This window comes from Actinoplanes aureus, assembly GCF_015704865.1.
Lineage (GTDB): Bacteria > Actinomycetota > Actinomycetes > Mycobacteriales > Micromonosporaceae > Actinoplanes > Actinoplanes aureus.
In genome coordinates this window covers 24123-38468 of sequence record NZ_JADQTO010000013.1, presented here as the reverse complement: position 1 = coordinate 38468, position 14346 = coordinate 24123, and the positions used below count along the sequence as shown (strand labels likewise).

Here is a 14346-nt window from a genome sequence, read left to right as displayed (position 1 = left end):
AGGTTGACGCGCGGGGGGCGCGTCAGCGGAACGTAGCCAGCGATGCTCAGCCGATGAACGGATGTCGGCGGATGCACTGCGGTGAAGCCGCCGGACTATCGTCTGGACGTGGTTTCTGATCGGCCTGCGATACCGCCAACGATGGAACAACTCGAGTCTTGGGCCGGCCGCGGGCGTGTCAGGCGCGCGACCGAGACAGACGTGGCGGCATGGCGACTTCCGCAATCGGAGAAGGCTGCGCTGATTTTCAGCGGCGTGCCGTTGCTCGACGACCTCGTCGAGGAGGTCTCTTTCCGCGCCGCGCCGACGATGTACAGGCTGGCTTTCGAGTCCAACGACGGGCCCGCACACACCACCTGGGAATACGGCGCCGTACCGGAAACCGGCGAGATTCGGCTGTGGCCGGCGGACGGGCGTGGGGACAGTTCCTTTGTGAACTCCTCGATCAGCCAATGGTTGTGCTCGCTACACATGGTCGGCAGTTGCTTCGCCGAGTCGTCCGCTTTCGACCGCTGGGACGAGAGCGCCGAGGCGGAGGAGCAGGCACTCGCCGAGCTTGCCGATCTGCTCCGTCGGATTGAGATTATTGATCCGGCCGCCATCGCAGACGGCGATCACGAGCGGCAATTCTGGCCCGGAGTGCTCGACCGGTGGCTCTTCTGATCTCGGCCAACCTCATCCGCTTCTGGCCGCGATGCGAGCGCCAGCCCCTCGCCCACCGGCTACTCATCGTGATCAGTGGACGCGAATCGCCAGGTCGGTCGCCGCCGCAGCGTCCCGAGTGCTCCACGCCCTGGTCTGTACTCATTTGGCGTACCCGACTTCGCACCGGAACCCGTACGCCGACAACAGGGCGCATCGCCCGCTGACCATGCACGGCAACACGGCCCAATGGGCGGTACCGAGCCCGACCATTCCGTAAGCCACGGATCCCGGAGCACGCGAAGTCGACGCCAGGCTTGTTCGAACAGTGCGACTGTCGCGATACGACGACCGGCAAACGCTTGCTGCGCCGGTATGTCGGGCTCTCCAGGCGGGGCGCACAGCGACCAGCATTACCGCTGCTACGTCCGTGACCCGTGGGCAAGGCCCGGCAGGTCAGCCCGGGCCGGCTTCGCTGCGCAGGCGGGGTTTCGGGGGGATAAACGGGGCCCGCGCCACACGACCCAGAGCAGGGTCCGGGACTGCCCGGGCGGGAGCGCGAGCACGCAGAACGGGGTGTTCCGGGAACTTTCAGGAAGTCGCGGGCCCAGTGAGCCCACAAATCCCATCTCTGGCGCGACACCTGCGCCGAACTGGCATAACCATAAAGAAGACCCGCCCTTACCGGCCACAGACCAACGGGAAGGTCGAACGCTTCCACCGCACCTGGCCGACGGCTGGGCCTTCGCGAAGTTCTACCCCTCCGAAAGAGCTCGCCGCGCAGCACTACCCGCCTTCCAGCACGACTACAACCATCACCGGCCCCCCATCGCCGTGGGCAAACTGGCACCCATCACCCGGTTGAACAACCTGGCTGGACATCACAGCTAGCAGGTCCCATGCCACCCCGAGTGGTGCGCCGTGTCCCATGACGCGACCCACCACTGGGTGCACGCATTTTCCTGATCAGGAGATGCGCCACCGTTGCGTGGGCAGGGTGTTGCATTCCCATTGGCGCACCTCGGCGCCGTTGGCTGTTTCCCAGTTGTAGTCGTCCAGGCACATGTGGTTGAAGTGTCTGTTCATGATCCAGGAGAAGCCACTGCCCGCGTCGACGATCCGCCACAGTTGGGCGTCGTTGCCGGTACAGGTCCACTGGCGGACTTCGGCGCCATTGGCGGTGCCGAAGTTGTAGTTGTCCAGACACTTGCCGCTGTGCCGGTTGACGATGGTGGACCAGTCCCCGGCAGCGGGCCTGATGTCCCATTGCTGGACGGCGGAACCATTGCAGGCCCACTGCCGGACTTCGGCGCCGTCGTTGGTCGCCCAGTTGTAGTCGTCGAGGCAGAGGTTGCTGTGCTGGTTGCGGATCGTCCGCGTCTGCGCCGGCGGCGCAGCGGCGGTGTAGCCGGCAGCCGCGATGTTGGCCTGCACGGCATTCTCGGTGGCGGCCGACGGGTAACCGGCCGTCATCGCACCCTCGTACCACGTGCCGGCACCCCAGGGACTGTTGTCGCCCCCGATGCCGAGGCCGATAGCGCCTTCCTTTCTCATCGGGTTGTAATTGGCGTCGGGACGTGGACCCTCGTAGATGTTGAGCAGCGAACCGCTGTTGGCGTTGCCGCCGCGGATCGCCCACTGATTGCCCGAGTTGCCCTTGACGATCGCCGTCAGGAACCGATGACTGAGTGGCGGGTTCGCTGTGTTGGTGCCACGGTTCCGGCCGGAGAAGATACCCATTTCCAGGTCGGCCATGATCCACGGACCTGATCCGCCGCCGGCACCCCATCCGCCGCCGAGCCCGAAGTAGATCGTTTCCATGGCGCCGAGGTTGGTGACGGTCACGCTCGGCTCCATATTGCCGTAGTCGAAACAACAGCCGTTGTTGTAATGCGTGCCGTCCAGGACGGAGTAGATGCCTTCCGGCTGGTCACCGACTGGGATCCCGTTCGTCACGTTGTCCCGGTAGCCCGTCCCCGGAGTGATCATGATGCCGTACGCCTTTTGGCCACGGACCGTGACCGGCGCAGCCGTCGCCGTCGCCAGTCGGTCCCAGCCGCCCGGCTCCGGTCCGGCAAAGGCGCCCCCGGGCGCCTGCGTGAGGTGGTTCCCGCGCGGCGACTGGTCGTAGATGACGGTGATGAGGCACGTCGTGTTCACGCAGAACGCGTCCTGCGCGCCGGCGTTCGCCACTCCGCCGGCGGTCAGAGCCGAGATGTCGCGTACAGCGTTGTCCGACAGGCGCCGGACCTGGTAAAGCCGGCCCGTATAGGCACCGTAAAGGGCGCGAGTAGTGGAATGCGCCGCGACGCAGGGCGTACCGCCGCTTGCGTAGATGTCGCACGGCATGACGGGCGCCGCGTGCGCGGTACCGCCACTACTCGGCACCATGACGGTCGTGGCTACCAAGCTGGCGACTGCCAGCATGATTGTGCGCGGCATTCGAGCAGGATTTCTCTTTGACAGCATATTATTCCCTTCTGGTTTACCTATATCGGGACGGCATGGATCGCCACCGATCAGAAGCTCCATGCGCGCTAGGCGCCAGCATTTCTTCGAACGTCACCAGGGGTGCGGGGGGCGCGCGTCTTTACGGTTGTGGCGGGGCGGTGCCTTCCGCATTGATGCCGCACCTCGGCGACGCGAGGGACGACCGCGTTGCAGCCTTCCAGGAACAGTCACCGTGTCTGCTGGGGATGGTTCTGCCAGTCGGCGCCGGAGTGCTCGGCTCGGCTGGGGCTGGCGGACAGCGCGTCGATGTCCATGTTGCCGTAGGTGTCTTTCAGCAGCGCCAGAGGTTCGGCGTGGGCGACCGAGTTCCAAGGTAGCCACAGGCTGACTCCGCCGTATCGCAGGTCAGACAGTCCGATGGCCTCCTCGAGCAGACCGTCGCGGGCGTAGCCGAGTGAGTTGCCTGGATATTGGGTGGTGAGTTTGGCTTCGTTGGCCAGTAGCCGTGCGTACTGCAGGTAGTGCGGGTCGTTCGTGGCGCGGTACAGGCGATAGAAGTCGTAAAGGCTCGCGGAGTGCCAGGTGTCCATGGCCGGGTGTCCGGTGGCGATGAGGCTCTGTCCGCGTACCCCGTATTTTGCGTAGGCAGCCCGGCTGGAGGCCACCGGGTAGTTCCAGGCGTACGCCCAGGTTTCGGCGAAGTCGCCGGCGCGTTGGGCAGCTTGCAGCCAGCGGGCGTCGCGGGTGTGGTCGTACAGGGAAAGGAAAGCGCGCAGGGCCAGAGACGGGGCTTCCTTGTCGGTCACATTGTTGTTGTCGGGTGTGCCGCCGACGTAGGCCGACGGCAGGTGGACGTTCTGCCAGGCGAATTCACCGGCGCGCAGGGCGGCCGCGCGGTATCGCGTGTCACCGGTGTAGGCAGCCAGTTCCATAAGGAAGGGAACAGCGTTGTGCGTGTTGTACTTGGCCTGGTTGTCCGGTGCCGTTCCGGCGAGGTTGTAGGAGCGGTAGTACGAGCCGTCTGGGTTCTGGTGGGTGACGAGCCAGTCGCCGAAGCGGCGGGCGTAGTTCTCCCATGCGGGGACGGATGTGCCGCGGTCGCGCATCAGCCGGCTGGCCTTGAGCATGCCTTCCATGCCGTCGGTGGCGATGCGCAGGTAGGTGGGGTAGAAGCTGCGCCATCCCGGCGGGTTGACGTCGTACCAGGTTCTCGGCAGGCCGGACGCTGCTGAGGAGTTGTTCGCCCAGAAGTCGAGGATCTGCCTGCCCTTGGTGACGTTGTCCGGGCGGGTGTTGAGGTAGCCGTCGCGAAGCATCAGGTACGCCGCGGGAATTTGCTGTCCGACGAAGCCCATCTGGTAGCTGACTTCTTTGACCGTGCCCTGAGGCAGATTGACGCTGAACGGCAGCCCTGGCGCCCCGCCCCATGTCGAGGTGTAGGACGCCAGCACGTCCATCGACGACCGGTAGATCTGCTCGACCGGCACCTTGGTGATCTGGGGGTTCTGCATGTTCCAGTGGTAGCGCCACGCGTCGCGTGCGGCGGCGGCGAAGTCCGCGGTCCGGCCGGTACGGATACGGAACTCGTAGTTCTGGGTGTATCCGGCGGTCACCGGGTTGCTGCGGCGTACCCACGCAGCACCGCGGTTGACGTAGTTCTTCTCGCCTTCCATGCCGGGATAGACGATGGCCAGCTTGGTGGCGGGGACGCGTTGCGCGCCGAGAGCAGCGTAGGTGATGCCGCTGTTGACCAGCCACGCGGCGGATCCCTCGTCGACCGGCGACGCCGCCCGCGGATTCTGGTGCGCCAGGCTCACGTCCAGGCCACTGCCGGGATCGTGCATCATGACGAACGGCAGGGGCATCCGCATCTCGCGGAAGTACAGAAAGTTGTCATTGAGGTTGCTGGCCAGCGCACCGGCCGGCACGTTGCGGTTGCGGTCATACCACACGCCGGGCGCGAGGAACTGGTAGTCCTGCAACGGCCGCGGGTTTGCCGCACCGATCGTGAATCGGGAATTGAACCCCTGGTCCGCGGCGGACGCGGTCACGACTGTCACCGTCCGGCTTGCGGAGAAGCCGCCGCCTTGGGCAACGCGGTAACTGTCCCGGAACCGGAACACACTCCCGCCGGGGGTACGTACGTCCCCCGTGCCGACCAGCTCGTCGCCCTGCAGGCCCACCGTGGTGTACCGGCCGCTGACGTCGACCGGGTTCGTGCCGCTCTTGATGATCAACTGCAGTGGCAGCGACTCCGCCAGAACAGCTGCCTGTGTTGTTGCGTCGCGGACGACGACCGGCTGGCCGGTGGCGCCGGAGTTGAGGACGAGCTCGTAACCGCCGGAGCGCAGCAGATCGCCATCGGCTGCCGCGGCGAGAGGAAGCGGCGCTGCGGCCAGCGCGATCGCCGCGCCGCCGGCCACAGCCGTCAGTCGTCGTAGGCGCTTCCTTCTAGTCGTGATCGTGTCCATGGTTCGGCTTCCTTCCACGTCACGACGGGGTGGTGACCACGTCGCGCGTCGTTCGGGGATGCACGGGCGGGTTCGACCTGTCGCGCGAAGCGATGGCTGGGGTGGGCCCGCCGTGTCGAGGAGGATGTGCCGGGCAGCAGGGGCGACGGCGTGGTGTTGCGGGGACCGCTGCCCCTGCTATGAGCTACTGGGCGGGTGTCAGGAGATGGCCCACTGCTGGGCGTTGTTGTTGGTGCAGGTCCATTGGCGTACCTCGGAGCCGTTGGCGGTGCCGAAGTTGTAGTTGTCCAGGCAGAGGCCGCTGTGGCGGTTGACTATCGTGGAGAAGCCGTTGCCCAGCGGGTTCACCCGCCAGTGCTGCGCGGCCAGACCGTTGCACGTCCACTGCTGCACGGTCGCACCGTCCGTGGTGCCCCAGTTCGTGTTGTCCAGGCACAAGCCGCTGTGGCGGTTGGCGATCTGGGAGAAGCCGCCGCCGGCGTCGGTGATCTCCCAGTCCTGTACGGGCAGGTCTGAGCAAGCCCACTGCCGGACCTCGGCACCGGGGGTCGTCACGAAGTTGTAGTCGTCGAGGCACAGGTTGCTGTGCCGGTTACGGATCTCCCTGGCCGGCGGCAGTGCGCCGTTCTCACCCGAGGGAGCCTGCAGCACCGTCGCGGTGGAGACCGGAACTCCCAGGTTGGGGGTGCCGTCGGCGTTCCACGAGATCTTCTGCACCCGGGTCGTGCGGGTCGTGCCGCAGCCCTGGCTCGCTGAAGCGTTCGCGTGATAGGCGATCCAGGTCTCGGTGCCGTCGGGCGAGGAGAAGAACGAATGGTGACCCGGTCCGAAGACGCCGGCGGCATCGTTGCGCTGGAAGATCGGGTTCGGGAACTTGAACCAGGAGGTCGCGTTCAGGGGATCACCGCCGCGGTACTCGAGCATGCCGAGCTTGTAGTTGGGACCGTTGCAGTGACTGGCGGAGTACGTCAGGAACGTCCGGCCGTTGCGCTGCAGCAGGAAGCCGCCCTCGTTGACCGCGCCGTCCTGGCGTTCCCAGCCGAGCGTCGGGGCGGAGACCCGGACACCGAACCCGCTGGCAGTCCACGGGTTCGACATGGGGGCCAGGTACAGCGACTGCAGACCGTCCGGGGCGAACGCCGAGAAGGTCATGTACAGGGCATTGTTGAGCCGCACCAGTGCCGCATCGATGGCCCAGCCGTTGTTCGGCATCAGATTGAGAATGCCCCGGCTGGTGTACGGGCCGAGCGGGTCGCTACCTGCGCTTTCCGCGACATGGGTACGCCGGGCGGCACCGAAGCCCTCCACCGAGTAGTACAGGTACCAGCGGTTGTTGACCATCTCCAGGTGCGGCGCCCACATCGTGTCACCGCCGGTACGTACCACCACCTGTTCCGGGGCGCTGCGCAGCCCGGCGATCGTCGCGGAACGGCGCATCACCACGTCGGACGACCACGTCGTCGCCACGTAGTAGTAGAAGCCGTTGTGGTGAACCAGGGTCGGGTCACCACTGTTCGGCGAGCCCACCACGGGATTGGTGAACGCCGGTCCGGCTGCTGACGCCGGGCTCTGCAGGCCGACCAGGGCCACCGAAAGCACGACGGCACCTGCTACGAATGCCGACCACAGTCGTCGCGTCGCTCGCCGCCAATTTTGGAGAGACATGAACACTCCTCAACTGCTCCGATGCGGCTCCCCGGAACCACATGCACCACTGTCTGCGTGACCCTCGCGGGACCGTCGCCACGGCACTACGCGATGAGCCCGGTCGCGCTCGCGGGCCGGCTCACCGCATCCGCAGGGCGTGTTGGCCACGTCACTGCAGGAGGCGATTTCTATGACCTCGGTGTTACGGCCAAGCACTCACTATGTTCACGCTCACATTCATGATTGTCAACAAGCATGCTTCCCAATGACATTGGTGAGAGACTGGCGCTGGTTTGTTTCCGGGCACGTCAAAGGCATCTCTCGCCGATCCACTGCGGGATCGAGGAGAGCCAGATGCCGCTTGACAATCGTGCTATCTCGTCGATGAAGGTTTGCTGAAGTTATCGCTAACATCGCTGCGCCTGCTGAGGAGGTGCCATTTGTCGGCGAGCCGGCACCTTCGGGGGCTCGGCTCGACGTCGCGTGGTCCCGCCGCCTCCCCCGTCGCCGAAACTCCGACATCCGACTCGGGTGTCGACTGCGGGTCCGTCGAGGGTGCCTTCGTACGGCTGGTCAGCTGCCCGTCGATCCGGACGCCCCTCCGATTGGCTTCTACATCGATGTACAAGTCAGGATCTACATCGATGTAGGAACTGTCAACGGCGTTCCGCAACAACCGGGTAACGTCGATGACCTGCCGGTGACAAACGAGGGAGCACGATGGCCACCATGCGCGACGTTGCCGCACGCGCAGGGGTCTCGATCAAGACGGTGTCCAACGTGCTCAACGACTACCCGTACATCAAGGAGTCGACCCGCGCGAAGGTCCTGACAGCGATCGATCAACTCGGCTACCGGATGAACATCTCCGCCAGGAATCTGAGGGCCGGCCGAACCGGCATCATCGCCCTCGTCGTTCCCGAACTGAGCCTGCCTTACTTCGCCCAGCTGTCCGACGCCATCATCGAAGCCGCCGCCATCAAGGGCTGGACGGTGATCGTCGAGCAGACGGGCGGCGTACGGGAACGCGAACTCGACATGCTGTCCGGAGCACGACGCCACCTCGTCGACGGCGTGATCTTCTCTCCCCTTGCACTCGGACCAGGCGAAACCGACCACCTCCACGTCGACTTCCCTCTGGTCCTGCTCGGCGAGCGGATGTCGAACGGCCCGGTCGACCACGTGACCATCAGCAACGTGCAAGCGGCACGGGCAGCCACCCAGCACCTGCTCGATCTCGGCCGGCATCGCATCGCCGCCATCGGAGCCAACGGGGTCGCCGGAGCCGCGACAACTAGGTTCGACGGCTATCTGGCCGCCATCGAGTCCGCGGGTCTCGAGAGAGACGACACCTTGATCCCCGTGGTCGGACTGTCGTGGCACCGGACCGCGGGTGCGGAGGCGATGCAAGAACTCCTCGACTCCGGCACCCCGATCGATGCCGTTTTCGGCTTCAACGACACTCTCGCCCTGGGCGCCATGCACGTGCTGCTTCGCAGCGGCCGGCGCATCCCCGAGGACGTCGCCGTGATCGGCTTCGACAACATCGAGGAAACCAGGTTCTCCATGCCATCCCTGTCGTCCGTGGAGCCCGGGCAGAAGCAGATCGCCCGCACCGCGGTGGACCTGCTGGCTGAGAGGATCGGCGGCGGAGCCGAGGAATACCGCGAGATCTACGCCGACTTCACGCTTGAAATACGCGAATCGACGATCGGTCGGCAAGAAGACGCATGACACGGATCCGCCAGCCGCTCCAGTGCTCCCTTCCTAAAGATCCTTCCTGATCTGCACAGCGGCATGGCTGGGTCGTGGACGCAAAAGGCCGGTGACGCGACGCTGCGGGCTTCCTCATATCCGGATCCACGGCGTCCTGCCTGCCGACGAATGTCCGTGCCGGCCAGGGGGCGTTCCGGGTATCACCCACGCGTTCGCCTTCCTGCGGCTACTGCCGGGCAGCGACCACGACAAGCACGCGGAGATCCTGACGTAATACGCCACCAACTCGCCGTGCTGCACCGCCAATTCGGCGAACAACGGGTCCGGTTCGAGCCGGCCGATCGGGCATGGCCGGCCGTGCTGCTGCGCCTGCGGGTGCGCATCGATCCGGCCCCCGGAGCGGGCTGCCACCACCTGGGCGCAGTTCCTGCGCTCGCAGGCCGAGGGGCTGCCGGCCGCGGACTTCCTCGAAACGATCACACTGACCGGCACCCGCATGTACGTCCTCGGTCAGCGACCACCAGCCGCCGGATCCGGATCCTCGGCGCCACCGCGCACCCGACTGCGGCATGGGTGACCCAGGCCGCTCGCAACCCGATGATGGACCTGGAGGACACGGGATGCCCGGTGAAGGGCCTCATCTGCGACCAGGACGGCGAACACCCGGCCCAGTTCGACACGGCCCTCACCGACGCAGACATCAACGTTGTGCTCAGCGGGCGTCCGAATGCCCGGATGAGCGCGGCGATGGAGCGATAGATGCGGATTTCCCGCCGCCAACTGCACGACCGGATTTTGATCTTCAACCGCCGACGTCTGCTGCACTCGCTGCGCGAGTACGAGCACGCCGCTCGACCTGCCCGTACGACATTCTCGGCAGGTACACCGTCGTCCAAACTCGGGCGAACGTATCGCTGCACCGGGGAGAGAGTTTCGGGGGACGGTTCAAAATAGAACAGGCAAGGCAAAAGCCCTGATCAGCATTCCTGCTGGTCAGGGCTTTTTAATGGTCGGGCTGACAGGATTTGAACCTGCGACCCCTTGACCCCCAGCATTTAGAGGGCCCAGCGACGTGCTAACAAACGTTTTACCAGGTCACTCAAAAGTATACTCGGCCGAGTAAAGGGGTCCACGCCAGTCGCCCATTTGGAGCTCTCCACATCCTATATGACCTGGACTTTTGTTGCCGCCGTTCTGTCAGACGCCCCCTACTGCCGTCCGTGCCTGGCTCCGGATCGCCTGAGTGGCGGCCTGATCGTGTCGGGCGGCATCGCGGGAAACGGACCGGCTCCCGTCACCCATCGCGGCGCGGCGGTGTCCTGGTTGCCGAAGGGTCGGGTTTCTTTCCTGGCAGCCGTGCAATGACGATGTATCTGGGGTTGTCTTCCTCTTCGCGCTGCACCTGCTCGACCCACATGTTCGAGTACAGGTCCGGGGCGCCTGTCGGTGGCGTTGTGAGGTCGAGAACTAAAAGAATTGCGAAGGCTATGTCAGTGTCGGTGTAGACGGCTGCTTGACCTGCGTAGCTTCGGAGTCCATCTTTACTTGCGTCTGTCGTCTCGCGTTTGCATTCAACGCAGAAGCTGACGTTCCTGAATTTGACCAGTACGTCGGCCCGACCGCGACCGCGGTCTATAGTTTCGGCTTGGGCGACGTTGTAGAGCGGCCCCTGAGAGATCCATTCCTTATAGTCTTGGTGGAAGGGCTTCTCCAAGGCTGCGGCCGAGTTCGGCGTCGTCCTAAGGTAGGCGGTCCGTTCGCCGCCCATGGTTGCGCCGATATTGTGGCGGCTGACTAGGAAGAGCATGGTTTGCTGGAGCAGCATTTGGAATGGGCCGGCGCTTGCTCCGATCCAGTCCGGTGAGGCGGCCAGCTGCCGTTGGAGTTCGCCGAGTTTGGTTTCGATCTTGATGTTGCCTGTTTCGGCTTCGGCGATCTTTGCGTTCCACAGAATGGATTCGATGGCTTGTTGCAGCCGAGCTGGGACGTTATTTACAAGTTCGATTGCGTCTTCAATACCGAAGTGGTGTAGAACCGCCGGTAGGCGGCTGAGCTCTTTTCCCAGGCCATCACGCTTCCCTGCTGCGGGTGCCGCGTCGGGTGATGGTTGGCTGCAGCGAAGGGCCTGGTGGACAGCAATGTGGAGGCGCTGGGTGGAGGGATCGTCTGCGAAGGTTGGATCATGGGCAAGGGCATGGTCCAGGACGGCGAGCCGGGCCTTGTCGTCGATGAAGGCGCTTTCGATTGTTGGCCGTATGAGTAGCTCTATGCCGTGGGGGTCGTTCGAGTCGGCGTGCACGGCGAATGATCTCGCGGCTTGGTATGCGTCGCGGAGTGCTGCGATGGCTTGGCTTGGGTGATACCAGCAGTCGCTTGTGAGTGGTTCGGCGGCCGTAGTGAGGGTTTCGGCGAGTTGGAGCCAGGCAGTTTCGGCTTCGGCTCGCGCCCAGGACCATGGGGGTAGGTAGCCTCCGGAGAGCCAGGCTTGGTGGTGGGTGACCGCGTCACGGAGTCGGTTCGCGGCGGCGCGGAGTGGGGCTGTGTCGGCTCGCTGGAAGGCCATGATCGCGTCGAGTGCGGCTGCGTAGGTTTGGGCGTCGTGGCGTGCTTCGTCGGTTGCTTCGACGGCGGCGAAGCCAGTGCGGGCTTGCGCGAGGGCGTGTACGAGCTGGTCCTGGTTGTCAGCGTCGAGTGCTCTACGTAGGTCGGCCAGCGCTGTTTCGAATCCTGCGTCTGCTTCCGCGTCGGGGATGCCGGTGAGGCGGTGCAGGAGAGTGAGCAGGTCGTCGTCGGGAAAGTGCTCGTGGGCGAGGCCGGCGATTCTTGGTAGGCGCTTGGTCATCTCGGTGGGCGCGTTGGTGACGATGTCGGGCAGCTCGGTTAGCAGTGCTAGCAGGCGGTGCGGGCGGAGGATCTGCGTTGTGCACAGGTGCAGCCAGAGTTCCAGTGCGGTTGCGCCGATAGCGGCTGTGGTTTCGTCGGCTTCCGGGTCGGTGCCGGCTTCGGCGCGCTGTTGAAGCACCCGTTCGAGTGGTCTGCCGAGGCGGGTGGTCAGTGACGGGTAGCGGATCAGCCGGGTGGTGGCGCTGAGGTAGGACGAGTAGCGGTCATGTTCTGCGAGTCCGTGCAGGATCGCTTTGTCGATTAGATGGCGTGCTGATTCGTCTACTGTCTGGTTTTCTCGGCCGGCGATGTCGATGAGGTAGGGGAATAGCGGGCTGGGGGCAAGGTGGGTGGCGTCGGCTGCGACGGCTGGCAGGCCGCCGAGGTCTGCGGCGCGGGGGCCTGCGTGAAGTTCGTCGGCGGTTGCTTGTAGTGCCCATGCTTGCAGGGATGCGGTGATCGCTTGGTTCATTCCGCACCCCCTACGTCGGGTTAGAGCATATATGCGCTGATCTAGTAGAGATGTGTGCGGTCTGCTCCGGCGAAGATCTTGTCGGCGGGGAAGGTTTCCCAGATTTCGTCGCGGGCGGTGGCCAGGATGATCTGCACACCTTCGTCCTCGCCGAGGCTGCGGAGTTCGTCAAACAGGGTTTGGACATCGCCTTTGACGATCTCGACGTCTGCGGGTGAGTCGATGACGAGCAGGCCGGGGTGTGAGTGGATGCCGTGGCGCCGGCCGACGCGAATCAGGCTTACCACGACGGCGATGCGAAGGCGAAGTCGTTCGCCGGGTCCGAGTCTCCTGAACGGAGTGGTGCGTGTGTTGTCGGATTTGAGGGCGTTGACTCTGCCGGCGAGGTCCAGCTTGACCGACTTGAGGTTGGTGATGCCGAGTTGCCGGGCGAGAGTGATGATCTCGGCGTTCAGTTCGTCGAACAGCTCGCGTGTCGCGTCAGTAGCGATCTTGTTGAGAGTGGCCTTGGCTGCGGACAGGATGCGTTCGGTTTCGTCGTCGGCGGGTGTCTGGTCGCCGAGCTTCGAGACCACTTCGAGAGCGCCTTTGAGTCGCGCGACCTCGGTTTCAGCCGCCCGTAGGTCTGCCAGGTAGTCGGCGTAGCCCTGTTCGTGTTCGGCGGCCGCTGTCGCTTGGTCTGCGAGGGCCTCCGCCTGTGACAGTGCCCTTTTGAGTGATTTCATCGCGGAGTCGGCGCTGTTCTCGGCCGATCGTGAGGCGGTGAGGCGGTGCTGTAGTGCGTCGAGGAGTTCTTGGCGATCGTCGTCGTCGACGCTCTCGATGTGCAGCGGGCTCGCGCATACCGCGCATCGATGTTGCTGAGCCTCTCGCTGGCGCCGATTCTCGCTGATGTCGGTTTCGCAGCGGGGACAGGAGTGCGGGTCGAGCGCGGCGAACAGGGTTCGGGCGGCTGCTGATTCTGATGCTCTTCGAAGCGAGCGTTCGTCTTGTATGCGGGCTTGCCGGGCTCGCTCGTATGCGTCTTGTGCGCGGGCTAGCTGACGTTGAAGGGGAAGGAGTGCGCGGGTTGACTCTTGGGCCTCCCTGAGCCGGGCAGGAAGATCGGGCCGGGTGGAGCGTATGGAGTCGAGGCGGGATTGGGCTCGGGCGAGTTCGTCGTGCAGCGGCTGCCATTGCTGTGTGCGTACGGCTGCGTCCGCGGTTGCGCGTCGGGCGGCGTGTCGGCTGGCCTGCAGGTTCTCCTTGGCGGAGACGTCCGCGCCCATGACTTCGGCGGTGAATGGGACGTCGAGGAAGACCTGCATGTAGCGGGTGGGCAGTTGGCCGAAGGCGGTGCGGCCGAAGAGCACGGAGTCGCTGCCTGACGCCAGGGCGATGACGGAGAAGTAAGCGGGCCAGCCGTGGGTCTGGACACTGCCGTCGCGGGCCCCGTCTTCTTCGGTGGCGCCGGGTGTGGCACTGAAGACGTGCAGCGGTGGCAGGGCGAGGCGTTGAAGCATGAAGCGGCTTACCAGTGCGGCGTATGCGTCCTGGTTGTCGACCGTTTCCACGATGCGCACGCCTGACCCGGCTTCGGCGTCAGTCGGAAGGGCAGCGAGTTGCTCGGTCCTGTCGGCTGTCAGCAGCGCGGCTTCGCGGAGGGTTCCGTTCTGGAGGTTGAGGCGGAAGGAGACGGGGACCGTGGCGACTTCTGCGTCGAGGCGGATGTAGTGGAACCACCGGCGGGTGTCTGACCGCTCGTAGGTTTCGTCGGGTTCGCCGCGTAGCGGCCAGGTCAGTGCCCAGAGAATGGTTGACTTGCCGGCGGAGTTGATGGTGCTGGCTACTGCCCAGGCTCCAGGGCCGAGGGTGACGTCCCATTCGAAGGGCCCGTCGGAGCCTTCCGTGGTACCGGTCTTCTCACCGCGAACGTAAAGGCGGTGAATGACGAGGCTACGTTGTGCCGGAAGTGGCCGGGTGAGGGTGACGCCGGCGTCTGCCAGTACAGATCGGACGGCTTCCTCGGCGGCTCCAGCGGCTTGCGCGATGTTGTTGAGTAGTTCGCCTTCGTTGGGCACGTTG

At 64.9% G+C, this 14346-nt stretch carries 8 protein-coding genes and 1 pseudogene; 4 read left to right on the top strand and 5 right to left on the bottom strand.

Annotated features, from left to right (window positions below; translation table 11 throughout):
* Positions 1-141 precede the first annotated feature (141 nt).
* Entirely contained in the window at positions 142-663 is a 522-nt protein-coding gene (locus tag I4J89_RS26005) for an SUKH-4 family immunity protein (protein ID WP_196416698.1), read from the top strand.
* A gap of 593 nt (positions 664-1256) precedes the next feature.
* Positions 1257-1533, top strand: a pseudogene (locus I4J89_RS49860) (integrase core domain-containing protein); the annotation flags it as partial.
* 75 nt (positions 1534-1608) lie between these two features.
* On the opposite strand, the gene I4J89_RS25995 reads toward I4J89_RS49860, so the two are convergent.
* The 3 genes from I4J89_RS25995 to I4J89_RS25985 form a co-directional block, all read right to left on the bottom strand.
* Positions 1609-3084, bottom strand: a complete 1476-nt coding sequence (locus I4J89_RS25995) for an arabinofuranosidase catalytic domain-containing protein (RefSeq protein WP_196416697.1) — start codon at positions 3082-3084, stop codon at positions 1609-1611.
* A 236-nt stretch (positions 3085-3320) separates the two neighbouring features.
* Complete coding sequence (locus I4J89_RS25990; RefSeq protein ID WP_196416696.1) at positions 3321-5564, bottom strand: YyaL domain-containing protein; 2244 nt, start codon at positions 5562-5564, stop codon at positions 3321-3323.
* A gap of 198 nt (positions 5565-5762) precedes the next feature.
* Complete coding sequence (locus tag I4J89_RS25985; protein WP_196416695.1) at positions 5763-7163, bottom strand: family 43 glycosylhydrolase; 1401 nt, start codon at positions 7161-7163, stop codon at positions 5763-5765.
* A 768-nt stretch (positions 7164-7931) separates the two neighbouring features.
* Here I4J89_RS25985 and I4J89_RS25980 point away from each other — a divergent pair.
* Positions 7932-8945, top strand: a complete 1014-nt coding sequence (locus tag I4J89_RS25980; protein ID WP_230859615.1) for a LacI family DNA-binding transcriptional regulator — start codon at positions 7932-7934, stop codon at positions 8943-8945.
* Between the two features lie 555 nt (positions 8946-9500).
* Positions 9501-9686, top strand: a complete 186-nt coding sequence (locus I4J89_RS49855; RefSeq protein ID WP_230859614.1) for a hypothetical protein — start codon at positions 9501-9503, stop codon at positions 9684-9686.
* Between the two features lie 535 nt (positions 9687-10221).
* Here the strand turns inward: I4J89_RS49855 and I4J89_RS25970 are convergent.
* Both I4J89_RS25970 and I4J89_RS25965 read right to left on the bottom strand, forming a co-directional pair.
* Entirely contained in the window at positions 10222-12282 is a 2061-nt protein-coding gene (locus I4J89_RS25970) for a hypothetical protein (RefSeq protein WP_196416694.1), read from the bottom strand.
* Positions 12283-12323: 41 nt separating this feature from the next.
* Complete coding sequence (locus tag I4J89_RS25965) at positions 12324-14342, bottom strand: coiled-coil domain-containing protein (protein WP_196416693.1); 2019 nt, start codon at positions 14340-14342, stop codon at positions 12324-12326.
* Positions 14343-14346 lie beyond the last annotated feature (4 nt).